The 24,358-nt window shown below is 47.6% G+C and carries 22 protein-coding genes and 1 pseudogene; 20 read left to right on the top strand and 3 right to left on the bottom strand.

Going from position 1 to position 24,358, the window contains the following annotated elements; translation table 11 throughout:
* Window positions 1-27 precede the first annotated feature (27 nt).
* Complete coding sequence (gene moaA, locus LCM00_RS04015) at window positions 28-1,041, bottom strand: GTP 3',8-cyclase MoaA (protein ID WP_224898064.1); 1,014 nt, start codon at window positions 1,039-1,041, stop codon at window positions 28-30.
* A 13-nt stretch (window positions 1,042-1,054) separates the two neighbouring features.
* Complete coding sequence (gene fdhD / locus LCM00_RS04010; RefSeq protein WP_224898062.1) at window positions 1,055-1,840, bottom strand: formate dehydrogenase accessory sulfurtransferase FdhD; 786 nt, start codon at window positions 1,838-1,840, stop codon at window positions 1,055-1,057.
* A 239-nt stretch (window positions 1,841-2,079) separates the two neighbouring features.
* Here fdhD and LCM00_RS04005 point away from each other — a divergent pair, with 239 nt between their 5' ends.
* Complete coding sequence (locus tag LCM00_RS04005; RefSeq protein WP_224898060.1) at window positions 2,080-3,339, top strand: L-lactate MFS transporter; 1,260 nt, start codon at window positions 2,080-2,082, stop codon at window positions 3,337-3,339.
* A gap of 342 nt (window positions 3,340-3,681) precedes the next feature.
* Here the strand turns inward: LCM00_RS04005 and LCM00_RS04000 are convergent, their stop codons facing one another.
* Window positions 3,682-4,812 (bottom strand): amidohydrolase, encoded by a 1,131-nt coding sequence (locus tag LCM00_RS04000; RefSeq protein WP_224898058.1) that lies wholly within the window; start codon window positions 4,810-4,812, stop codon window positions 3,682-3,684.
* 183 nt (window positions 4,813-4,995) lie between these two features.
* On the opposite strand from LCM00_RS04000, the gene LCM00_RS03995 reads away from it, so the two are divergent.
* From LCM00_RS03995 to LCM00_RS03905, 19 genes and pseudogenes are all read left to right on the top strand, one after another.
* Entirely contained in the window at window positions 4,996-5,442 is a 447-nt protein-coding gene (locus LCM00_RS03995) for an Lrp/AsnC family transcriptional regulator (RefSeq protein WP_009795615.1), read from the top strand.
* Between the two features lie 26 nt (window positions 5,443-5,468).
* A complete protein-coding gene (locus LCM00_RS03990) occupies window positions 5,469-6,530 on the top strand; it encodes a M42 family metallopeptidase (protein ID WP_224898057.1) in 1,062 nt (353 codons plus the stop codon).
* Window positions 6,531-6,615: 85 nt separating this feature from the next.
* Window positions 6,616-7,464 carry a M55 family metallopeptidase gene (locus LCM00_RS03985; RefSeq protein WP_224898055.1) on the top strand — a complete coding sequence of 283 codons (849 nt, stop codon included), beginning with the start codon at window positions 6,616-6,618 and terminating at the stop codon, window positions 7,462-7,464.
* A 50-nt stretch (window positions 7,465-7,514) separates the two neighbouring features.
* The gene (locus LCM00_RS03980; protein WP_224898053.1) at window positions 7,515-8,441 is read left to right on the top strand and encodes an ABC transporter permease; all 927 of its coding nucleotides are present in this window, start codon (window positions 7,515-7,517) and stop codon (window positions 8,439-8,441) included.
* 2 nt (window positions 8,442-8,443) lie between these two features.
* Window positions 8,444-9,388 carry an ABC transporter permease gene (locus tag LCM00_RS03975; RefSeq protein WP_276541851.1) on the top strand — a complete coding sequence of 315 codons (945 nt, stop codon included), beginning with the start codon at window positions 8,444-8,446 and terminating at the stop codon, window positions 9,386-9,388.
* A gap of 12 nt (window positions 9,389-9,400) precedes the next feature.
* A complete protein-coding gene (locus LCM00_RS03970; protein ID WP_224898051.1) occupies window positions 9,401-10,414 on the top strand; it encodes an ABC transporter ATP-binding protein in 1,014 nt (337 codons plus the stop codon).
* Window position 10,415: 1 nt separating this feature from the next.
* Window positions 10,416-11,372, top strand: coding sequence for an ABC transporter ATP-binding protein (locus LCM00_RS03965; protein WP_224898049.1), 957 nt, complete (start codon window positions 10,416-10,418; stop codon window positions 11,370-11,372).
* Between the two features lie 67 nt (window positions 11,373-11,439).
* Window positions 11,440-13,059: a peptide ABC transporter substrate-binding protein gene (locus LCM00_RS03960; protein WP_224898047.1), complete on the top strand. Its 1,620-nt coding sequence runs from the start codon at window positions 11,440-11,442 to the stop codon at window positions 13,057-13,059.
* A gap of 72 nt (window positions 13,060-13,131) precedes the next feature.
* Window positions 13,132-13,500: a DUF3899 domain-containing protein gene (locus LCM00_RS03955; protein WP_224898045.1), complete on the top strand. Its 369-nt coding sequence runs from the start codon at window positions 13,132-13,134 to the stop codon at window positions 13,498-13,500.
* A 97-nt stretch (window positions 13,501-13,597) separates the two neighbouring features.
* Window positions 13,598-14,353, top strand: a complete 756-nt coding sequence (locus LCM00_RS03950; RefSeq protein WP_224898043.1) for a sulfite exporter TauE/SafE family protein — start codon at window positions 13,598-13,600, stop codon at window positions 14,351-14,353.
* A gap of 73 nt (window positions 14,354-14,426) precedes the next feature.
* On the top strand, window positions 14,427-15,380 hold the full coding sequence (locus tag LCM00_RS03945) for a nuclease-related domain-containing protein (protein WP_224898041.1): 954 nt from the start codon (window positions 14,427-14,429) through the stop codon (window positions 15,378-15,380).
* A 774-nt stretch (window positions 15,381-16,154) separates the two neighbouring features.
* Window positions 16,155-17,063, top strand: a complete 909-nt coding sequence (gene murQ / locus LCM00_RS03940) for an N-acetylmuramic acid 6-phosphate etherase (RefSeq protein WP_224898039.1) — start codon at window positions 16,155-16,157, stop codon at window positions 17,061-17,063.
* A 221-nt stretch (window positions 17,064-17,284) separates the two neighbouring features.
* Window positions 17,285-18,646: a PTS transporter subunit EIIC gene (locus LCM00_RS03935; RefSeq protein WP_224898037.1), complete on the top strand. Its 1,362-nt coding sequence runs from the start codon at window positions 17,285-17,287 to the stop codon at window positions 18,644-18,646.
* Window positions 18,643-19,656, top strand: coding sequence for a MupG family TIM beta-alpha barrel fold protein (locus tag LCM00_RS03930; protein WP_224898035.1), 1,014 nt, complete (start codon window positions 18,643-18,645; stop codon window positions 19,654-19,656). Before LCM00_RS03935 ends, LCM00_RS03930 begins: the two co-directional genes overlap by 4 nt.
* A 674-nt stretch (window positions 19,657-20,330) precedes the next feature.
* The gene (locus LCM00_RS03925; RefSeq protein WP_224898033.1) at window positions 20,331-20,621 is read left to right on the top strand and encodes a putative quinol monooxygenase; all 291 of its coding nucleotides are present in this window, start codon (window positions 20,331-20,333) and stop codon (window positions 20,619-20,621) included.
* Window positions 20,622-20,648: 27 nt separating this feature from the next.
* Window positions 20,649-21,770 (top strand): NADH-dependent flavin oxidoreductase, encoded by a 1,122-nt coding sequence (locus LCM00_RS03920; protein ID WP_224898031.1) that lies wholly within the window; start codon window positions 20,649-20,651, stop codon window positions 21,768-21,770.
* Between the two features lie 22 nt (window positions 21,771-21,792).
* Window positions 21,793-22,089 (top strand): iron-sulfur cluster assembly accessory protein, encoded by a 297-nt coding sequence (locus LCM00_RS03915; RefSeq protein ID WP_224898029.1) that lies wholly within the window; start codon window positions 21,793-21,795, stop codon window positions 22,087-22,089.
* A 178-nt stretch (window positions 22,090-22,267) separates the two neighbouring features.
* A pseudogene (locus LCM00_RS03910) lies at window positions 22,268-23,179 on the top strand (AEC family transporter).
* A gap of 136 nt (window positions 23,180-23,315) precedes the next feature.
* The gene (locus LCM00_RS03905) at window positions 23,316-24,341 is read left to right on the top strand and encodes an ATP-grasp domain-containing protein (RefSeq protein ID WP_224898027.1); all 1,026 of its coding nucleotides are present in this window, start codon (window positions 23,316-23,318) and stop codon (window positions 24,339-24,341) included.
* Window positions 24,342-24,358 lie beyond the last annotated feature (17 nt).

Below are 24,358 nucleotides of genomic sequence, written 5' to 3'. Positions count from 1 at the left end.
TCCTCCTGTACGTATAAGAGACCGGATTCAGCCTCCAATATGGGACATTTCAACTTTCTTCCTTGGAGTTTGGCTGGTTTTCAGCTCATCCCTTGTTTCAGAATACCGGTCATCCCTGGCATTCCAAATACCAGTGATGATGCGCTGGAGCTCATCGTCGGTTTTACCCGCCCGGAGCGGCTCTTTGAGGTTATGCCCTGCAGAAGAAAACAGGCATGTATACAGTTTGCCTTCAGCAGAAAGACGGGCTCTGTTGCATGATGAGCAAAAAGCGTCAGTGACAGAAGAGATGATTCCAAATTCAGCTTCTGAGCCTTCATATACAAATCTTTTTGCAACTTCCCCCGGATAATTTGGCGGGGCAGGCTGGAAGGGAAGGACTTCGGCTATATCGCTGAGGATGTCCTTCTTTGTATAAACTGTGTCCATATTCCATTGATTTGTGTTGCCGACATCCATAAATTCAATGAATCTAAGGGCATGTCCTTTTTCTTTAAAAAATTTGGCCATTGGGATGACATGCTTATCATTGACGCCTTTCTGGACAACCATGTTGATTTTTACTTTTAGGCCGGCATCAGCTGCTGCATCAATGCCTTTCAGCACTTGATTAACCTTGATGCCGCGGCCGTTAATTTTTCCGAACAGGTCATCATCCAGAGAATCGAGGCTTATGGAAACCCTGCGAAGCCCTGCGGATTTCAGTTCTTTTGCATAGCGGGGAAGCAGTATTCCATTAGTTGTCATGGCTATATCATCAACCCCGGGAATGCTGGACAATTTCTCAACGAGCCGGGGAAGATCTTTTCGCATTAAAGGCTCACCCCCGGTGAGCCTGAATTTTTGGATTCCAAATGCCTTCGCAAAAACGGACGCAAGCTTCTCTATTTCCTCAAACGAAAGGAGCTGGTCCTTCGGCATGAAGGCATAACCGGGGCCGAAAATTTCCGCCGGCATGCAGTATGTGCAGCGCAAATTGCATTTATCGGTAACGGAGATGCGCAGATCCCGCAGATTTCTGTCCAGTTTATCTTTGAGCATGGGATGGCCTCCTTTAAATTTCTGTAATCCGTTCCGGGCAGGAGTATACGTTAAAGGAATTTCCCCTGATAAACCCTGCGGCAGTTATGTTCAAATCTTCCGCAAGATCAATCGCAAGGCCGGTTGGGGCGGACTTGGACAATAAGATGCCGACCCCGATTTTGGCGGCCTTGAGAAGCACTTCCGAAGAAATCCTTCCGCTGAACGCAATCGCTTTATCCCGTACAGGTATCTTATTTATTATACAGTATCCCAGGATTTTATCTAAAGCATTATGCCTGCCAATATCTGTACGGCTGATTATCATCCTGTCACCGTGGAATAAAGCAGCATTGTGGACACCGCCGGTCTGCCGGAAGTCAACGCTCGCCTCCTGCAGCTGCTTCATCGCTGACAGACATTCCTGGGCTGTCAAAGATGCGGTTGAAGTGGAGGTTTTGGCCGTCTTCACATCACTAAGGAGATAAAACTGGCGGCTTTTTCCGCAGCAGGAGCCGATGAATCTTTTGGAATGGGCCGGCTTTAAGGCTGGAGTGTACCTGCTAACCTCGGCATAAGCGAAGCCCTTGCTGCTGTCTACCTGGAGGCTGGTCAGCTCTGAGCTGCTGCGAATGACTCCTTCGGAAGCAAGGAATCCGACCGCCAGCTCTTCCAGTCCGTCCGGGGAACAAACCATAGTGGCGAATTCTTCTCCATTGATAAAGATGGTGAGAGGGAATTCCTCTGCTATCAGGTCTGCACCCTCTGTAAGCTTTCCATCCTGGAATTGAACAATTTTTCTTTCTTTGCTTATATTCATCATTTTCACCCGTTCTCTTGAATTACCACAAATATTAGCATATATAAGAAAGAAAGCAAGAATTTAAACCGTGGCAATTCAATACTGTTTATCCAGTGCAAAACAAAGGGCACTGCCTTGCCCATTCTAAAAAATCCATCTAAATATTTTGACTATTCTGTTTGGCGGGAAGCTTTTAAGGGAATATAGCAATGCTTATTCATGAAAGGGTTTTCTAATTTAAGGAGGGAGATGGAGTGATGGAAAAAACCAAAAACAGGTGGCTGATTGCGGCCTCGGCAGTGGGAATCCATATATCGATTGGGTCGGTATATGCCTGGAGTGTGTTCACAAAGCCGATTGTCAGCGAATTTGGCTGGGACTTGACAGAGGTCAGCTTTACGTTCAGCCTGGCTATTTTATTCCTGGGCCTTTCAGCTGCATTCCTGGGCCATTTTGTTGAAAAATACGGGCCGCGCAAAGCGGGAATATTGGCTGCCGTTTTTTTTGGAGCAGGAATAACAGGATCAGGGCTTGCCATCCAGATGGAATCATTAATGCTATTATACATCTTTTATGGAGTGCTTGGAGGCATAGGGCTTGGTGTCGGCTATATCGCTCCTGTTTCAACTCTTGTAAAGTGGTTCCCTGACCGCAGGGGACTTGCGACAGGGCTTGCCATCATGGGATTCGGATTTGCTGCCCTTATCAGCAGCCCGATCATGCAGAGCCTCATCAATTCTGTGGGGATTGCGAGTACCTTCTATATCCTTGGAATCTCTTACTTTATCATTATGATCGCTGCCTCTCTCTATCTGGCACCTCCCAAGGAAGGCTGGGTGCCGAAAGGCTTTGAAGGAAAAGGGGATGGAAAAGGAAAGGGAAGGGAAGATTTATCGCAGCTCACAGCCAATGAGGCAGTGAAAACGAAAAGATTCTACTTTCTTTGGATCATGCTTTTCATCAATGTCACCTGCGGCATAGCCATTATCTCTGCAGCATCTCCTCTCGCGCAGGAAAGCATCGGCCTTACTGCCGCCGCGGCAGCTGCTCTTGTCGGTGTGCTTGGCGCGTTTAATGGATTCGGAAGGATCGGGTGGGCATCGGTCTCTGACTATATCGGCAGGCCCAATACCTATACGCTCTTTTTTCTGATCCAGATCATTGCTTTTCCGCTTGTCACCATGGTCGATAATCCGCTGCTGTTTCAGATCATCCTTGCCATCATCTACACATGCTATGGCGGAGGCTTTGCCTCCATACCGGCTTACATCGGGGATCTGTTTGGGACAAAACAGCTTGGCGCCATCCACGGATATATTTTAACAGCATGGGCTGCTGCCGGCCTGGCCGGACCGATGTTTGCTTCATGGGTAAGGGAAACGACAGGGAGCTATTCTCAGAGCCTCTATGTTTTCACAGGACTCTTCGCCGTTGCGCTTGCCGTTTCATTATTGATCCGCCTTGATATTAAAAGGCTCAGAGAAAAGAAAGCAAATAAAAAGTCAGTAGCCGTCTAGTGTTTAAAAAGGCATTTTACAGAAGCCAGGATAGCCGCCATAACAGCTGATTGCTGTGTATGGCGGCTATTTGGGCGTCTGCCGGCAATAGAAACAGCAGGCTCTTCCACGAGGCAGATGAATCCCCTTGGAGGCAGATTCGTTTGGAGTTAGACGTTTTAGACCAGCTAAAAAAGCCGATGTTTTCTATTCATCGGCTTAAAATAGCAGGGGAGTTGGCCTTTAATAACGCCGCGCCAATTCCCCGGAGAGATTTCTGAATCGGAAGATATCCTTTCTGAACAGTCAGCCGGCTGATCATCTTACAGCAAAACTGCCGGCAAAGAAGACTAACCGCCTGGTTCAGACTCTTTCCCCATTGATATAAGTTTCCTCCACGGAGGAGCGCAAATCAAATGGATCCCCGCTCCAGATGACAAAGTCGGCGTCCTTGCCAGGTTCGAGCGATCCGACACGGTCTTCGACTCCGAGATGCCTTGCCGCATTTATCGTAATCGCTTCTAGTGCCTGCTCTTCACTCAGGCCGTTTTTGACAGCCAGAATCGCACTGGTCATCAGGTGCTCGATTCCGACGACAGGGTGGTCAGTAGTAAGGGAAAAAGCTATCCCCTCTTTTGCAAGGGCAGGAAGTGTATGCCAGCCTTTGTCTGCAAGCTCAACTTTGGATCGGGAAGACATAGTCGGACCGACAGAAACCCGGACTTCATGCCTGGCAATGAATGGGGCAATCAGATGGCCTTCTGTACAATGCTCGATGGTCAGGTCAAAGCCGAACTCCCTTTTAAGCCTTAAGATCGTAATAATGTCATCGGCCCGGTGCGCGTGGACGCGAAGTGGGATTTCTTTTTTCAGCACCTTAGCAATGTTCTCAAGTTCGAGCTTGCGGTCTGCTTTTCCGGCTTTGCGGTTTTCAATGTAGCTTTGTGCTTCAATGAATTTTTCGCGGAGAATCGCGGCCACCCCCATCCGGGTAGTCGGCATGATGCCTTTCCCGCCATGGAATCTTTTCGGATTTTCTCCAGTTGCCGCTTTCAGGCCGGAAGGGTTCCTGATGACCATATCATCAATGATCTGCCCGGCTGTTTTCAGGACAATCATCTCTCCGCCGATGACATTGGCGCTTCCAGGCATTACCTGGACAGTCGTTATCCCAAAGCGCCTTGCATCCTCAAAACCTTTCTCCATCGGATTGATTCCGTCGATGGCCCTCACCTGGGCAGTGGCAGCTGCACTTGTTTCATTAAAATCCTGTCCTTCTTTTCCTACACCCTCTTCATGCACACCCAGATGAGTATGTACGTCAATCAAACCAGGCGTGACAATTTTGCCTGCTGCGTCGATGACTGTATATTCTTCACCGATTTCAAGATTTTCTCCTATTCTTCGAATTTTCCCATCCTGAATAAGAAGATTGGCATTCTCATATTTTTTCCCTGTACCATCGAAAATTTTCGCGTTTGTAATCGCTAACATGATTTTTTCGCTCCTTTTTTAATAAAAAATGTTGATTTCTGAAAATTCTTTTTCTATAATTACTCTTAATTCCTTTTTTCGATAATAAAATATTTTTTAAATATTGTAAACAGTACCTGTTTTGAATCAGCATTCCCGTTTTTGTTACTTATATTTAAAACTCATACCGAAAGGAGGTAATTTATGAAATACGAAATTGATGAACTGGACAGGGGTATTATCAAGCTGCTCTCCAAAGACGGAAGAATGTCGTTTACGGAGATTGCCGGCAAGATGAATGTGACTGAAAAAACAGTCAGGCTGCGCTACAAGAATCTGATAGACAATCATATCCTTGAAGTGGTCGGAGTTGTAAACCCAATCGCCCTTGGCTTAAAGGCAGGCGCAATCATACAGCTGAAAGTCAGGCCGCAGAGCATACATAAAGTAATTGATGAACTGAAAACCTTCCGGGAAATCAGGTATGTTACCCTGACCTCCGGACAATATTCGCTTCTTGTCCAAATTGCGGTGCCGAGCCAGGATGAGATCACTGATCTGCTGCTAAGGCTGAACGGCCTGGAGGATATCACAGAAGTAAACAGCATTGTCCAGCTTGAAGTGTTTAAAAATACCTTTGAATTCATTTAAAAGCCAAATAGATTAGGAGAGATATTATGCTGGAGATATTAAAAAAGTTAACGTCCTTATCCGGTCCATGCGGGTACGAGCATTCAGTGTCCTATTTTTTAAAAGAATACCTCGAGGATAAAACAGATTCTGTCACCATTGATCCGATCGGCAATGTGATTGCCAGGAAAAAAGGGGCTAAGCCGGGCCCGGCAATTCTGCTGACAGCCCATATTGATGAAGTCGGCTTCATCGTCAAAAAAATTGAACAAAACGGCCTTCTCCGTTTCGAGAAGCTTGGGGGAAATGATGACCGCATCATGCTGGCCCAGCCTGTCCGGGTGATGGGAAGCAAAGGGGAAGTCAGCGGTGTGATCGGCACGATTTCTGCACATTATGCGAAATTTGACGACCCGGGAAAGGTACGGAAGCATACGCAAATGTATATTGATATCGGTGCTTCATCGATTGAAGAAGCGGCCGAAATGGGAGTCGGCATCGGCACGCCGGTGACCTGGGGAACGGAATTCCAGGTATTCGGGCCCGAAAAGAAGCAGCGTGTCCGCTCCAAGGCACTGGATGACAGGGCAGGCTGCGCAGTATTGCTGGAATCTCTGGAAGAGATCAAGGATGGTTCCTTTGCCGGAGAGCTTATTTTCCTTTTTGCTGTCCAGGAGGAAGTCGGGCTAAGGGGGGCAAAGACAGCTTCCGAGCATCTGCAGGCTGACGCAGCTATTGCCGTCGATACAACTGCAGTCAGCGATACGCCGGAGGAAACAATGGATGGGAGCCTCGGACTTGGAAGGGGAACTGGCATTAAAGTCATGGATTTCAGCCTGATTGTACATAAGACGGTGAAAGACCTGCTGGTAAGGCTGGCTGAAGAAAACAAGATTCCGTACCAGCTTGAAGTATTTCCGGGCATCGGAACAGATGGAGGAGCAGTCAATTATGCCAATAAAGGGATTCCGACCGGCGTCCTTTCCATTCCATCCCGCTATGCACATTCACCTGTTGAGGTTGCCGATATCGGCGATCTGATTGCAACCAAAGACCTTGTCACAGCATTTATCAAGAATCTGAGTGAAGATCAGACCTTCCCTTTTTAAGGGGAAGGCTGACTTACCTAAAACACAGACTGAAAAGACTGAAAAATTAAAATAATGAATGGATATTCATTTAGGAGGATATTTAATGAAAATCTTTATTTCGGCAGACATGGAAGGCATTTCAGGTGTAGCGACAAACCAGCAGTTAAAAACAAATTCGGAATATCAGAGGTTCAGGAAGCTGATGACAGCAGATGTGAATGCAGCTATCGAAGGAGCTTTCAATGGAGGGGCAGAGGAAGTGGTCGTTGCAGACGGCCATGGCAATATGTCTAATATCATCATTGAAGAAATGGATCCGCGTGCCCGCCTCGTTTCAGGGAACAACCGGGTAATGTGCCAGCTGGAAGGTCTGGATGAATCGTTCAGCGGGATTATGTTCGTCGGCCACCATGGAAGGGAAGGCGGTTCTGATCTGACTGTCATTTCTCATACACTTGCAGGCATTTGTGTGAACGAAATGAAAATCAACGGAAAGATCGTCGGTGAAACAGAAATGAACACAATGGTGGCAGGAGCATTCGGCGTCCCGGCAATCTTTGTTTCAGGCGATGATGCTTATGTAAAAGAAGTCCAGGAAACTCTCCCGCATGTTGAGGGTGCTGTGACGAAAAGGGCGGTTGACAGGTTCGCTGCAGAACTGATCCACCCTGAAAAAGCAAGGGAAGAAATCAGGGCCAAGGCTGAGGCTGCCGTAAAAAAGGCGAAGGACCAGCAGGCTGTCAAAACGGACGGGCCGGTAACATTTGAAATTGAAATGAAGGGGCCGCAGCAGGCTAAGATGACAACGACCCTTCCGACAGTCGAACTGATCGGACCAAAGAGAATCAAATTTACATGCGATGATATGGTAACAGGCTACAAGCATATGTGGGGCTGCGTCATCATTGCCATGACAGCAACAAACGGAGTTCTTGGCCAGGTGAACGCTTAAAAAGAAAGAGGAGCAGTTCTATTGCTCTTCAAAGCTGCGGAGGTGAGCAAATGTACATAGTCAAACGATTCCTCATCATGCTCTTAACCATTTGGGTAATCGCTACACTGACATTCGTCATAATGAAATTCATACCTGGGGATCCATTTGCTTCAGACGGCGATGTGCTGCCTGAGGAAGTGCTCCAGAATATCAGGGCCAAATACAATTTGGATGAACCGCTGCCTGTACAATATGCGCTGTTCATGAAAAATCTTGCGGTAGGTGACCTTGGGCCGTCCATCCAGTCGGAAACAAGGAGCGTCAACTCGATCATTGCTGAAGGCGCACCGGCTTCTGCACTGCTTGGGATCCAGTCTATCACGATAGCTTTAATATTCGGCCTTGCACTCGGGATTATAGCTGCACTGAACCATAATCGTTTCATCGATTATGCAAGCATGATGGTTGCCATTATCGGCATTTCTGTCCCAAGCTTCATCCTGGCACCGCTCCTGATTAAATATTTTGCGGTGGATTGGAGGCTGCTGCCTGTTGCTTCATGGGGAACATGGCAGCATACAATCCTTCCTTCACTCGCCCTGGCTGCGACCCCGCTTGCAGTCATCGCCAGGTTCATGCGTTCAAGCATGCTGGAGGTCATGAACCAGAATTATATTAAGACGGCCAATGCAAAGGGTCTTTCAACGTTCCAGCTTGTACTTAAGCATGGTATCCGGAATGCCATCATGCCGGTCGTATCCTTTATCGGCCCATTATTTGTTGCATTGATCACCGGTACCTTTGTTATTGAAAAAATCTTTGCCATACCTGGAATCGGCCGCTATTTCGTTGACAGCATCTTCAACAGGGATTATCCCGTTATTTTGGGCACAACGATTTTCTTCAGCGCCATTCTTGTCATCACCCTGTTTTTAATTGATATTTCCTACAGGCTGATCGACCCACGAATAAAACTATCGAGCGGAGGGGAATAAACATGCAGCCGAAACAATCAGAAGAGCTCCTGTTCAGGCCTGTATCGCCCGATAAAAAGAGCATGGATGAAATCCAGAGGCCGTCCTTGAGTGTCTGGAAGGAAACGGCACTGAATATTGTAAGAAATAAGTTGGCATTGCTGGGCTTCAGTCTCCTGTTGGTGATCATACTCCTTGCGGCTTTCGGGCCTTCCTTTGTCCCGTACAGCCCTTCTGACCAGGACCTGACTAAAGGGAATCTTGCCCCATCTTCAGAGCATTGGTTCGGTACCGATGACCTGGGAAGGGATATGTGGACGCGTACCTGGTACGGAGCAAGGGTGTCCTTGACCATCGGATTTGCCGCAGCGATCATCGACCTGATCCTTGGGGTCGCTGTAGGCGGCATCTCCGGCTATATGGCCGGGAGAGGGAAACTTGGGGACCGGGTGGACAGCCTCCTCATGCGCCTTGTTGAGATTCTTTACGGCATCCCTTATCTGCTCGTGGTCATTTTGCTGATGGTCATCATGGAACCGGGTGTCACCACCATTATCATAGCCCTTTCCGTCACAGGCTGGGTAGGGATGGCCAGGATCATCAGGGGGCAGATCCTTCAGCTGAAGTCACAGGAATATGTCATGGCAGCCGAGAAATTGGGAACCTCCCATGGAAAAATCATTTTGCGCCATCTGCTGCCGAACACGATGGGCATCATTATCGTCAATCTGACATTTACAATCCCGCAGGCCATCTTTGCCGAATCTTTTCTCAGCTTCCTTGGATTGGGTGTACAAGCTCCATTTGCAAGCTGGGGGACGATGGCCAACGATGCATTGGGCGTCATCCTGAGCGGACAATGGTGGAGGCTGTTTTTCCCGGGGCTGATGATATCCCTGACGATGTTTGCATTCAATGCATTCGGTGACGGCCTGCAGGACGCGCTGGATCCAAGAGTACGGAAATAGGAGGCAAGACAGATGGGCCATTTACTGGAAGTAAAAAACCTCGAAGTGAATTTTAAGACATACGGAGGAGAGGTAAAGGCAGTCCGGGACGTTTCCTTTCATATTGATAAAGGCGAGGTACTGGCAATCGTCGGAGAAAGCGGAAGCGGAAAGAGCGTGACTGTCCAGACGATCATGGGGCTGATCCCCACTCCTCCCGGAAAAGTAAAGAATGGAGAAGTCCTTTTCCAGGATAAGGATCTGCTGAAAATCTCCAAAAGGGAAATGCAAAAAATCAAAGGATCTAAAATTAGCATGGTCTTCCAGGACCCGATGACATCCCTTAACCCGACCATGAAAATAGGCAAGCAGATAGAAGAGGGTCTTCTCATCCATCAAAAGCTGGGAAAAACAGAAGCTAAGGAAAAGGCGGTCGAGATGATCAAGCTCGTCGGCATCCCAAACCCTGAAGAGCGGTACAGCCAGTATCCGCATGAATTCAGCGGGGGGATGAGGCAGCGTGCCATGATAGCCATTGCACTTGCCTGCAATCCGGAGCTTCTGATTGCCGATGAGCCGACCACAGCACTTGATGTAACGATTCAGGCGCAGGTGCTGGATTTGATGAAGGATCTGCAGAAAAAAACAAATACTTCTATTATATTAATCACGCATGATTTGGGAGTGGTCGCTGAAACGGCCCAGCGCGTAATCGTCATGTATGCCGGGATGATGATCGAGAGCGGGACTGTCGCTGAAATTTTCGACAATCCGAAGCATCCATACACCTGGGGACTTCTTGAATCGATTCCGGACACAGACTCTCCTGAAAAGAAAAGGCTCGTGCCGATTGAAGGCTCCCCTCCGGATTTATTTTCGCCTCCAAAGGGATGTCCTTTTGCACCGAGATGCAAATATGCAATGGAAATCTGCCTGCAGGAAATGCCTCCAGCTTTTGGAGAAGAAAATGGTCATCAGGCCAAATGCTGGCTGAATGACCCAAGGGCCCCTAAGGCCGAAGACTTCGTTGCAGCAGGGAGGGAATAGGATGGCTGAAACACTTTTAGAAATAGAAGCTATGAAAAAATATTTCAAAATTAAAAAGGATCAGACCGTCAAGTCGGTTGATGACATCTCGATCACTATAAAAAAGGGCGAAACCTTCGGCCTTGTCGGCGAAAGCGGGAGCGGGAAATCTACGCTAGGCAAAACCATTGTGGGCCTCCAGAAACCGACAGAGGGAAAAATCATCTATAACGGAAGGGACGTAGAGTCACTTGATAAAAAGGAGATGCAGGCGGTCAACAGGGAAATGCAAATCATTTTCCAGGATCCCCACGCATCCCTTAATCCAAGGATGAGGGTCGGCGATATAATCGCGGAAGGCATGGATGCCCACAAACTGGCCAGAGGAAAAGAGCGCCAGGAAAGGATTTATGACCTTCTTGAAAGGGTGGGCCTGCGCCCCGAGCATGCCAAACGCTATCCGCATGAATTCAGCGGCGGACAGCGCCAGCGCATCGGCATAGCCCGGGCGCTCGCTGTCGATCCTAAATTCATTGTTGCCGATGAGCCGATTTCTGCGCTCGATGTCAGCATCCAGGCTCAAGTCATCAATCTTTTGGAGGATCTGAAGGAAGAGCAGGGGCTCACCTATTTATTCATCGCCCATGACCTGGGGATGGTCAAGCATATCAGCGACCGGATTGGTGTCATGTACCTTGGCAGGATGATGGAGCTGGCCGAAAGCAGAGAGCTTTTTGCAGAGCCGCTCCATCCTTACACACAGGCGCTTCTTTCGGCAATCCCGGTGGCTAATCCGACCGCAGCCAAGCGGGAGCGCATCACACTTCAGGGAGATCCTCCGAGCCCGGTGAACCCGCCAAGCGGCTGCCGTTTCCGGACACGCTGTCCGCATGCAATGGATATCTGTGCCAAAAAAGTGCCGGAATGGAAGGAAGCAAGGCCTGGCCACTGGACAGCCTGCCACTTGTACAACGATTGATCTTCACTTCTCTGCAGGAAATGAGAGAGGATAAGATAAATATAATGGATGAGAGGGGAATGGGAATATGAAGAAATGGTTATCAGGAATTGCCGCAGCTCTTTTTGTCTCTTCAGCTTTAGCTGGCTGCAGCGGCGATGAAGGAGCTTCCGGCAGCGGAAGCGGGGAAGATGTTAAACAGGAAATCGTACTTAATGCGATGAGCGAGCCGCCGGATTTGGATCCTGCGCTTGCAACAGATACAACATCAGGCTGGATCATGGACCATATTTTTGAAGGCCTATATACAAAAGATAAGGACGGAAAGCCGGTATTAGGCACAGCGAAGGATGTACAGGTATCTGACGATGGGAAAACCTATACTTTCACACTCCGTGATGATGCAAAATGGTCAGACGGGACTCCTGTGACGGCCGGTGATTTCGAATACGCCTGGAAGCGCGTCCTGAATCCAGACACAGGAAGTTCATTTGCATTCTACCTTTACTATCTTAAAGGTGCCGAGGAATATAACAAAGGAAACGGGAGCGCAGAAGAAGTCGGCGTCACAGCCAAGGACGACCAAACGCTTGTTGTTGAGCTGAATGCACCGCTTGGATATTTTAACGAATTGCTGACAATGTGGACATTCTATCCTGTCAAACAGGAGCTTGCCGAAGAGAATAAAAATTGGGCTGCCGATGCAGAAGGCTATGTGAGCAACGGGCCGTTCAAGTTCACTTCCTGGAAGCATGACAGTGAAGCAGTTGCAGAAAAGAATGAAAACTATTGGGATAGCGAGGCAGTAAGCCTTGAGAAAATCACTTGGAAAATGGTCAATGATGCAACCACCTACTATCAGATGTATAAAACAGGTGAACTTGATCTGATCCAGACACTTCCAACAGATGCCCTTGCCCAGGAAAAAGAAAACAAGGAATATCAAGAAGTCCCTTATTTCGGAACATATATGTATATGTTCAATGTTGAAAAAGAGCCATTCACCAATGCCAAAGTCCGCCGTGCCTTTGCTATGGCCATCAACCGTGAAGCTATCTCAGAGAATATTACAAAAGCGGGCGAGACTCCGGCCTTTGCTTTCGTGCCGCCAGGGGTTGAAACACCTGACGGAGACTTCCGTGAAGCCGGCGGAGCTTATTTTGAGGAAAATGCAGATGAAGCGAAAAAGCTTCTGGAAGAAGGAATGAAAGAAGAAGGCTGGACAACCCTTCCCGAAGTAACCCTTCTATATAATACAGCCGAAAACCATAAGAAAATCGGTGAAGCTGTACAGGAAATGGTCAAAAAGAATCTGGGCGTTGACATCAAGCTGGCCAACCAGGAATGGAAGACATATCTTGATACAACAAAGCAGCATAATTTCCAAATGGCACGCATGGGCTGGATCGGTGTCCTTCTCGATCCTGTCGTAATCCTTGATTATTATCTGGGAGACAGCCCTAACAACCGTACACAATGGGTCAACGAAGAATACGATTCACTGATTGCCCAGGCAAAAGTAGAGCAGGATGAAGCCAAGCGCTATCAGCTTCTGCATGATGCTGAAAAAATCCTGATGGAAGAAATGCCTTTCATGCCGGTATATCATTACACAAATACGTACCTGACATCACCTAAATTCGAAGGAGTCGTATATCCGTTCAACCGTTATCCGGCTCTCAAGTGGACAAAGAAAGTTTCAGAATAATAGGAAGGCGGAGGCTGCCAGCTTCCGCCGTTCCTGCTATAATGTTAGAAAAACAGTCTGGGGGGACATCTTATGAAATGGAAGATAACAGGTTTTCTGCTGATCACCTGCATTTGGATAAGTATACGGGTATTGGGAATCCTGCCCCTGCTGGACTGGATCAATCTATCATTCATCGCGGGTATAGCGGGGCTTTCTGCAGCCGTCATCATTACCATCTTTAAAACTGGATTTCTATCACTGTTCTTCAGGGGATTCCGCACAATCGGGACTAGCATGTTTCCCCGTTCCAATGCCATGGAACGGACTGACAGCATGGTAAGCAGCGACTATAAATGGCAGGAATTCAAAGCCGGCGCCACATCAGTACTGCTGTCTTCCTTCCTGATTGCCGGACTCAGCTCGATGGCCGTATCGCTTGTTGGACTGTGCTTTTATTAGGAAAGAGTATAAGGAGGCTCCTGCGGGGGCCTTCTTTTCTTATTTTTTCAGAGGGATATATGTATAATAAAGGATGGAAAAAGGAAGGAAGAGTATTATGGCCATAACTTTAACGATGCTGCTGATGGGCATGCTGCTGGGATTTATCGGGGCAGGCGGGGCCGGCTTTATCATTGCTATCCTGACGCTGGTGTTCGATGTGCCGATCCATATCGCCTTAGGGACCTCTTTGACAGCCATGATTTTTACAAGCCTGTCCGGGGCATACAGCCATTACAGGGAAGGAAATATGGCTGTTAAGGCGGGGCTCGTGACCGGGATAGCCGGTGCATTTGGTGCTTACGGGGGATCGCAGCTTGCTGCCGGGATCCCGACAGAATCGCTCCACTGGCTGACCGCAGGCATGCTGTTCCTGTCCTCTATCCTGCTAATGGTCAGATTGTACATATCAAGGAATCTCACTGACCAGGAAGCCCGGAGAGACAAGCTGTCCTTTCAGCTGGCGGGAAAAGCTATCATCCTTGGTCTTATAACCGGCGTATTATCGGGAACATTCGGGATTGGATCCACACCATTCATCCAGCTTGGTTTACTGATCATGCTCGGCCTCACAATCAGACAGTCGATAGGCACAACTATGCTTGTTATACTGCCTATTGCGGCAGGAGGAGGCCTCGGGTATCAGACTGAAGGCTATCTCGACTATCTGCTGCTTCTGCAAGTGCTTCTCGGCACCATGACAGGCGCTTATATCGGTGCAAAATTCACAGGCTATGCTCCCAAAAATGTACTGAAGGCCTCAATGATATTAACACCGGCCGCCGCCGGGCTGCTGCTGCTCTTTCCGCAGTAGCGGCCTGGTGTTTTTTATTGCTTTTTTTAAAGTGTGTCTGTAATAAAATGGTAGGGGAAGGAGGAGGACATATTTGAGAAAAGAGCGTGTGGAATCAACTGAATTGAGGATTTTGAAATCTCTTGGCGCCAGGGTCCAGCTTGCTGCCCCGGACGTAAAACAGCTTGATATATTGCTGAAGGGCTGGAAGGGAGAAGAGGAGTTTGACCAGTGGGTTAATACCATTGATAACGATAGGCATATTTTAAATGATCTCTTGCTTTCCCATCAAGGTACGATTTTTCAAGTTGACTCTTTAATTTTTTCAGGCACAACCCTTTACCTGTTTGAAATTAAAAACTACCAGGGCGACTTTTATATTCAGGGTGATGCCTGGTACACTTTTTCCGGCAATGAAATAAAGAATCCGATCCTTCAGCTGAAGCGCACAGAAAACCTTATGAGACAGCTTTTGAAGGAACATGGATTTGAGGTTAGAATCGAAGCAAATTTGATCTTTGTAAATCCAGAATTCTGCCTCTTCCAGGCCCCAAAGAATCTCCCCATCATCCTACCCGGTCAAATGCCGCGTTTTCGGGAAAAATTGCTGAACCAAAACTCCCCTATAAAACAATCACATTCAAATTTAGCCAAAAAGCTTGTATCCCTTCATATGAAGGAAGACCCTTTTCCGAGAAACTATTATTACCCCTATGAAAAACTGCAAAAAGGCTTAATATGTCCACATTGCAGGGGATTCTATCAACAAATTCAGCATTCATTTTTGCTTTGCGCAATCTGCGGGGAGAGGCAAACTCTTGAGGATGCAGTAATTGGGGCGGTTGAGGAAATTAAGCTGCTGTTTGCCGGGACGGCTATAACTACTCCCCTGCTGCTCGATTGGTGCAGGATTATTAAGGATAGGAGGACCATTCAGCGCGTGCTCAAGAAACATTATGATTTCAAAGGGAGAGGGAAGTCTGCGAGATATACGAATCGCGGCAATACTAAGAGTCCCGGCGGGCAGCCAACAGTTTTTAAATTGTAATTCCTTTGAATGTCTAGCAGATCAGGCTGGAATTTGGCCTGGTTTGTATCTGTGGGAGTGCGGGATATATGAGTGAGGATAAATAGGCGGAGTCATATATCCCAGGGGGAGTTCGGGATACATGAGTGGGTCGAAAAAGGAGCAGTCATGTATCCGAGGAAGAGTGCGGGATACATGAGTGGGTCGAAAAAGGAGCAGTCATGTATCCGAGGAAGAGTGCGTGATACATGAGTGAGATGAAAAAGGAGCAGTCATGTATCCCGGGAGGAGTGCGGGATACATGAGTGGGTCGAAAAAGGAGCAGTCATGTATCCCGGGGGGAGTGCGGGATACATGAGTGGGTCGAAAAAGGAGCAGTCATGTATCCGAGGAAGAGTGCGGGATACATGAGTGGGTCGAAAAAGGAGCAGTTATGTATCCCGGGAGGAGTGCGGGATACATGAGTGGGATAAAAAGGGAGCAGTCATGTATCCAAGGAAGAATGTGTGATACATAACTTAGTGCAAAACGACGGAGTCATGTATCCAAAGTTTGAGCGAAAACAAAGTATACACCCAGCCCCCACAACTAAAACAATCTTTCACCCAACACCTCCGTCCATCTAAAAAAAGAATACAACCCCACCAGCCTCATATATATAATAGTAAAAACTAGCTCCAGCCAGATCGCGACTAAAATTAAATTTCATAAAATTAAATATGTTGTTGAACTAATATTTTATACCCTCTATAATGAAATTAGAACTAGTTCATCAGTGACAGGAGGGCCTTAGGAATGAAAGAGAACTTAACCTCGTTAACAACGGAAACCCGCAATGAGCGGACTATGAAGATTGATACAGCTTCACCTTTGGAAATCATTACGATGATGAATGAGGAAGACAAGAAGGTGGCATTAGCGGTTGAGCAGGTTCTCCCGGATGTAGAGATAGCAGTCGGGTTTGTATTCGAATCGCTGAAAAAGGGAGGCAGGCTCATCTATATAGGGGCTGGTACAAGCGGCAGGCTCGGCGTTTTGGATGCGGTCGAATGCCCGCCTACTTTCAGTACGGATCCGGAATCTGTGCAGGGAATCATGGCCGGGGGCAGGGATGCTTTTGTCAAGGCTGTTGAAGGGGCAGAAGATAAGCCGGAATGGGGCGAACGGGATCTGAAGGAGATTGGCCTGACGCAAGATGATACTGTAGTCGGCATTGCGGCGAGCGGGCGCACCCCTTATGTGGCAGGAGCGCTTAAGTATGCGAGGAGCATCGGAGCCAGGACGGTAGCACTTTCCTGCAACACCGGCGCCATCATCAGCAAAGAAGCTGACCACAGCATTGAAGTGATTGTCGGCCCTGAGGCGCTGACAGGCTCAACAAGGCTGAAGGCGGCAACTGCCCATAAAATGATTCTGAACATGATTTCAACTGCCAGCATGATCCTGTTCGGCAAGGTTTATGAAAACTTAATGGTGGATGTTCATGTCAGCAATCACAAGCTTAAGGAGCGTGCAATCGGCATCATCAGCAAGATAACCGGCGCTGATTATGAACTGGCCAAAAAGGCACTTGAAGACAGCGGGCTTCAGGCTAAAACTGCGATTGTTATGATTAAAACTGGAAAAAGCAAAGATGAAGCAGAGTATCTGCTCGATCAAGCCGGCGGATATGTGCGTATCGCAGTGGAGAAGGCCGGCAATTAAACCTATCAGGGGAAGGCGCCAAGTTCGGGCCTGCCCTCTGCATATCCTTTTTTGGGGGTGGTCATCAAAAAACAGCTGACAGGGGTTTTTCATAATATAGGCTTGGACTGATACTTTATCCTATTATTCTCTTAAGCTATTTTTTATGCCTTGGGTGAAAACGATTCCAATAGTTTGAAAATTTTGTACTGACATCAATGTTAGAAATGGGGGAAATTCAAATGGCTGGCGAAAATACAATTCTTGCTGAGAAAATACTCGAAAAGCTGGGCGGGGCTTCCAATATCGGATCTTATACGCATTGCATGACCCGTCTTAGAGTAACGCCGCTTGATGAGTCATTGGTAGACAAAGCAGGACTGAAAAAAACAGATGGAGTCCTCGGGCTGGTTGAGGAAGAAACACTGCAGATTATTCTGGGGCCAGGCAAGGTCAATAAGGTTACAGAAGAGTTTGGCAAACTGCTTGAAGCGTCGGGTGAGCTCAATCTGAACGACCGGGCGGCAAGCAAAAAGTCAGAAATCAATAAGAAAAACGCGACTCCTTTTAAACTGTTCCTTCGTAAGATTGCGAGCATCTTCATCCCGCTCATTCCGGCACTTGTTGCTTCCGGTCTGATCACAGGTATTTCGAAAGCTGTCATTCAGGCAGGCTGGCTTGACGGTGAATCACAGCTCGCCATGATTCTGACTGTAATAGGCGGAGGACTGTTCGCTTATCTCGGCATCCTGGTCGGTATCAATGCGGCGAAAGAGTTTGGCGGATCTCCGGCACTTGGCGGACTTGCAGGGATATTGATCATCAATCCTTCAGTCGCAGGCATAACGCTTTTCGGTGAAGCACTTGTTCCTGGCCGCGGAGGCTTGATCGGCGTTCTGCTTGCTGCCATCTTTATTGCACTGGTCGAGAAGCGGGTCAGAAAATTTGTACCACAATCATTGGATATCATCATTACGCCAACAGTTTCGCTTCTGATAACAGGGATTGTTACCTATGTGGTATTCATGCCTGTTGGCGGATTCATCTCAGAAGGAATTACAAAAGGCCTGCTTTCTGTTCTTGATATCGGCGGAGTCGTTGCCGGATTTGTTCTTGGCGCAACCTTCCTGCCGCTTGTCGTAACCGGGCTTCATCAGGGTCTTACACCTGTCCACCTGGAACTGATCAATTCAATCGGCGATGATCCATTATTGCCAATCCTTGCGATGGGAGGCGCCGGCCAGGTTGGCGCAGCATTTGCCATCTATTTCAAAACCAAGAAGAAGCGCCTCAAAAGGGCAATCGGCGGGGCTCTGCCTTCCGGAATGCTTGGTATCGGCGAACCGCTGATCTTTGGTGTAACACTTCCACTTGGAAGGCCATTCATTACAGCCTGCCTTGGCGCAGGTGTAGGCGGCGCATTCCAGGCGCATTTCGATATTGCCACTGTTGCAATCGGAGTATCCGGCCTGCCGCTTGCCTTCATTGTTAACGCAGGTGAAATCCTTTTGTACCTTGTAGGACTTGTAATTGCCTATGCAGCAGGATTTGCCTTCACCTATCTGTTCGGCTTCAAAGATGAAATGGCTGGTGAGTTTGATTGATCGGCATTTCCTTCTATCTGAACGATCCTTCTGCTGAAGAGCGGATCAGGAATGCAGGAAGCAAGGGGGTGAAGCGGGGCTTCACCTCGCTTCATATCCCTGAAGAAAAAGGGGAGCTGGCCGCAGCGGCCAAGAGGCTGCTTTCTGCTGCAAAGGAAAGCGGCATTGATGTTTATGCGGATGTTTCCATGCATACACCCGGCCATCTGGGAGTTGCAGACCTTTTTGCTTTAAAAGAACTTGGGGTAGCCGGTCTTAGGCTGGATGACTTTTTCGACCATAATCTGATTATCTCCCTTGCAAAGGAATTCAAAATAGCTGTCAACTCCAGTATCCTTTTCGAGGATGATATTAAAAACCTTCTCAGTCTCGGGCTTAAACCTGATAGGCTGATCGGATGGCATAATTTTTACCCGAGAAGGGAAACCGGGCTGGCTGAATCTTTTTTCCATGATCAGAATACGTTATTTAAAAGCCTGGGAATTCCGCTTGCTGCGTATATTCCATCCCGGGGTGAAAAAAGGGGACCGCTATTCGAAGGCCTGCCGACGCTTGAAAAGCATCGCCATGCTGAACCCTTTGCTGCTTATGTGGAGCTGAAGGCTGAGGGAATTGATGATATTTATATCGGCGATCCTGATATTGGTGCAGGGCTGCTGGAGGATCTCCTGGCTTACGAAGAGGACTTTGTCATGCCGCTGAGAGCTGAGAATTGTGCAATACCTGAGGGAACTTATGCTACTCGGCCTGATCAGGCAAGGGATGCTGTCAGGTTCATGAATACCCGGACAACTGACCCTGTGCCCCCATTGAACTGCGGGAAACGCGGTGCAGGAACGATTACTGTGGATAATGAGCATTACGGCCGTTACAAAGGTGAAGTGCAAATAACACTGTCTGATCTTCCGGCAGATGAAAGAGTAAATATAGCCGGCAGGATAAAAAAAGAAGACCGGCCGCTTCTCTCATTCATCAAGCCGGGTCAAAAAATCCGTATTATTCATATTTAAAGCAGAAGCACACTCATCACGGAGTGTGCTTTTTTATGGTTTTCCTTAATTGAGCAAGCGCCCTCCGCATTTCTATTGTCCAGCTCCAGCGGCTAGAGCCTCGAGTCATAAGCCACCCAAGAATTAAAGGCAAGAACGCCTTTATTCTTGGGCGTCTTATGCTTGTCGGCTCTAAGCAAGCCGCTTCCGCATTTCGTATTGTCCAGCTCCGGGCGCTAGCCCCTCGAGGTCTTAAGCCAAACAGATCAGAAGGTTAAAGAACAACCTTCCGCTCTGTTTGTCTTAAGCTTGAGGCCCGCAGGACGCGGGTCATGCAGACGTTGCCACAGGACGTGGCGTTTTTAGTCTGCGTTCCTTAATTGAGCAAGCGCCCTCCGCATTTCTATTGTCCAGCTCCAGCGGCTAGAGCCTCGAGTCATAAGCCACCCAAGAATCAAAGGCAAAGAACGCCTTTTATTCTTGGGCGTCTTATGCTTGTCGGCTCTAAGCAAGCCGCTTCCGCATTTCACTCAAGCATTTCTTTTGAAAAAAACCTCCCGGTAGAATATGATATCTTTAACCCTCTGTTGAATCTTTAATGTAACTTTTTTTGTTACAGTTTAAGGATTCGGAAGATATTTCATTGATTTTTAACCAATACTAAAATTTGTGTAAAAAAGAAGGAGGAGCTGTCCATGATTATCATTCATGCGCATATTACGGTGGATCCGGCTAAGCGTGATGTTTTCCTGGAGAAAACCAAAGAAGTGATCAAAGGGTCACAGGCTGAGGAAGGAAATATCAGCTATGATTTATTTGAGAGTGCCGGTAAAGAAAATACATTTGTGATGCTGGAAAAATGGAAGGACAAGGAAGCTGTAAGGCTGCACGGCGAAACCGCCCACTTCCAGAACTATATGCAGGAAATGAAAGAAGTATTGGCAGCACCACTCAAGGCAGAACGCTTTGAAGCTGAAGAACTTTAAAACACACCAAGGGAGGACATCAGGTTCATGAAAGAACAATACAAACAATTTTTTGAGTCATTTACTTTTAAAAGTGGAATTGAAGTTAAAAACAGACTGGTAATGGCGCCAATGACAAATTTCTCTTCTAATGAGGATGATACTGTTTCTGATGCTGAGGCTTCATACTATGCCCGCCGGTCAAAAGGTCCCGGCATGGTGATTACGGCTTGTACATATGTGACCGAGAATGGAAAAGGCTTCCCAGGAGAGTTTGCCGGCCATAAAGATGAGTACATCCCAAGCTTGAAGCGCCTGGCGGGAGACATACAAGCAGAAGGTGCAAAAGCGATCCTGCAGATTTTCCACGGCGGAAGGGAATGCCCTCCTGAGCTCGTTCCGAACGGAGAGATTGTCAGTGCCAGTGCAGTTGCAAGCTCCGGTGAAGGAAAAAAGGAGCCGCGCGCGCTCAGCGGCGAGGAAGTTGAAAGCATTATTAAAGATTTCGGCGAAGCCACAAGACGTGCTATTGAAGCAGGTTATGACGGGGTTGAAATCCATGGAGCGAATGGCTACCTTATTCAGCAATTCTTTTCTCCTCATTCAAACCGCAGGGATGATCAATGGGGAGGCAGCCTGGAAAAGAGGCTTACTTTCCCGCTCGCTGTTGTTGATGAAGTCAAGAAGACGGTTGCGGCACATGCCAAAAAGCCGTTTGCTGTAGGCTACAGATTTTCTCCTGAAGAACCGGAAACACCAGGGATCACGATGGCGGATACTCTTGTCCTGATTGATGAGCTGGCAAAAAAAGATCTCGACTATCTCCACGTTTCACTCCAGGACTTCTGGTCAGAGCCGCGCCGCGGAGTCGAGGACACCAGGTCCAGAATCGAGATCATCCAGGAAAGAGTCGGCAGCTCTGTCCCTGTTATCGGCGTTGGTTCTCTTTATACGCCGGAAGAAGTAGAAAAAGCGTTTGGAACAGGCGTCCCTCTTATTGCGCTGGGCCGTGAGCTGATCATTGATCCTGAGTGGGTGCAAAAAGTCGAAGAGGGCAGGGAAGGCGAAATCAAAACCAAAATTGATAAGGATGCCCAGGAGGAGCTGACTGTTCCAGATCCGCTCTGGCAGGCCATTGTTAATACCCCTGGCTGGTTCCCGGGCGTATAACACTTAAAAGGAGTTTGGAAAAATGAAAGTCAAAATCAACCGCAATGCGGCTAAAGTGCTGAAAAAGATGCTGGAAACAGCAGAAGAAGGCCAGTATATCCGAATTTTCGTAACAGAGCATCACGGAAACCACGCCCATTATGATATTAAGCTCGATACACCTGCAGAGCATGATGAAATTGTATCAACCGACAAGGATATCGACATCCTGCTCGATGCACGGGAAGATTTCCTGGATGGTGTGTGGATCCAGTACTTCTTTGTTCCAAAAGAGGAATTTGTCATCTACAATCCTTTAAAAGAAAAGCATCATCATTAAAGAGAAGGCATGATTGCTGCGGCTGCAGCATCATGCTTTTTTTTTAGATTTCCCAGTTTTCATTCGATTTTTTAAATTAATAACTTTAATGCTTTTCTTGAGCAGAGAAGTACAGAATCTTGTATAATAGAAACTGGTTTTTACGAAATCCGAAATATCTTGAATGGAAGCTGATGATATGTCCTTTATAGCAATCTTAATTCCGATTTTTCTTATTTTTGGCCTTGGCTATGCCGGCTAGAAAATCTTCAGGCTGGAAACGAAGTCCCTGTCAATCGTGGCCATATACTTAATGACACCCTTTCTTGCCTTCAGGACTTTCTACGAAACAGAGTTCAATCTTGATTATGCAGTCATGGCCATTTACACATTGGGACTGGCCTTGGCAATCATTGCGCTCGTGTATGCTGTAGCTTATTTTGCAGGATACAGCAGAAAGCGCACATGCGGCATCATTTTATCATCAGCCTTCATGAATAACGGCAATTATGGAACCCCGCTTGTCCTGTTTGCATTTGGACAGGAAGGAATACAATATGCGGTTGTGCTGATGGTCATCCAGCAGCTGCTGATGTGCACCCTGGGGGTATATTATGCAGCTAAAGGATCTATTGAAAATGCCAGCTTTAAAACGGCCCTTAAAGAGGTCGCAAGGGTGCCGATTGTTTACGGGGCCTTACTCGGAGCAGCGCTGCAGTTTATGAACATTCCTGTCGGCGGAACTCTGATGGAAGCAGTAGGGATGGTAGGAGATGCAGCTATACCAACGGTCATGATCATCCTTGGCATCACGCTCGCCAATATATCAGTAAAAAACCTGGAAATAGGCCCGCTCTCTGTCTCCCTTACCTTGAGAATGGTTGTATCTCCTTTGATCGCGCTGGCTTTTACATTTTTCCTGCCTGCTGATACTCTTCTGAAACAGATCATGATTGTCATGGCGGCCATGCCTTCTGCTGCCAATACGACCATGTATGCCGTTCAATATGGTACAGATCCGGAGCTTGTTTCAAGCGCGACGCTTGCCAGCACTTGCCTGAGCCTCATCACCCTGCCGATCATCCTGTACAGTGTGACTTTTATGCAGTAGAAGATTGCCAGAATCTGTTTACCTCTGTCGAAAATGTGAGATAATAGATCTATCAGAGTATTCCTTTTTTTCAGCCTGTTAAGGCAAAGGAGTTCTCAGTAGTTCATATTTTACTGACAGGGGAATGAGGGCTGGCATGAAAATCTGGTTTAACCGCTGGTTCACGACGGTGAGCCATTATATCACAATGATTAAGAACAATCCTGACAATAGAAGCTTTACCATATACGGGACCCATCCGGACAAGGATGCTCTCTATTTGCAGGTATGCGATTTCAAAGGGACTGAGCCTGATATATCCGGTGAGGAATATATTATGTTCTGCCTGGATTTCTGTGCCCGGAATGAGATTGACATTTTTATTCCCCGCAAGGAAAATGTCCTGATTTCACGGAATCTTGCCCGTTTTGAAGCAATAGGCGTCAAGGTGCTTGTCTGCCCGGACCCGATGCTGATGTCCTTCATGGACAATAAGGCGGCCATCTACCGGTCAATTGAGGAAAAGAATGCAGCCGGCAAGCAGCTGGTAAGCATCCCTGACTACGAAGTCGTCAATACAGCGGCAGGCTTCAAGGAAGCCTATCATAAGCTTAAGGCTGCAGGCCATAAAGTCTGCTTCAAGCCTGTAATTGGAGAAGGGGCTTATGGATTCAGAGTGGTAAAGGATCGTGAAGATTCAATAGCGGAGCTGTTCGGACAAGGGGTTGGACACCGTATTTCCTTTGCGAATGCCTGCGGAATTTTATCGCAGCAAGAAAGCTTTCCAGACCTGATGGTGCTCGAATATCTGGATGGCCCTGAGTACAGCATCGACTGCCTGGCAGACGGAGGCAAGCTGTACACCAGCATTCCAAGGAAAAAAGGGCAAGGACGGGTGAGGGAGCTGGAGGAAAACCTGCTTCTCAGCGGGATAGCCGAAAACCTTCATCGTGAATACCCGGTTCCATATGTGTTCAATGTCCAGGTTAAATATGGGCAAGGTGTGCCAAAGCTGCTGGAAATCAACCCGAGAATGAGCGGGGGGCTTCATATCAGCTGCCTGTCCGGCATTAATTTCCCTTATCTTGCCATTAAACTCCTCTTAAATGAAAAGATTGATCCTGCTCCCCCGAATTTCGGGATAAGGGCAAGCTATCTTGAAAAAGAGGTTATCCTAAGCTGAAAAAGGAGCAGAGATTC

Source organism: Bacillus infantis (assembly GCF_020171945.1).
In the GTDB taxonomy this organism is placed as follows: domain Bacteria; phylum Bacillota; class Bacilli; order Bacillales; family Cytobacillaceae; genus Bacillus_AB; species Bacillus_AB infantis_A.
This window is presented reverse-complemented; position numbering and strand designations above follow the sequence as displayed.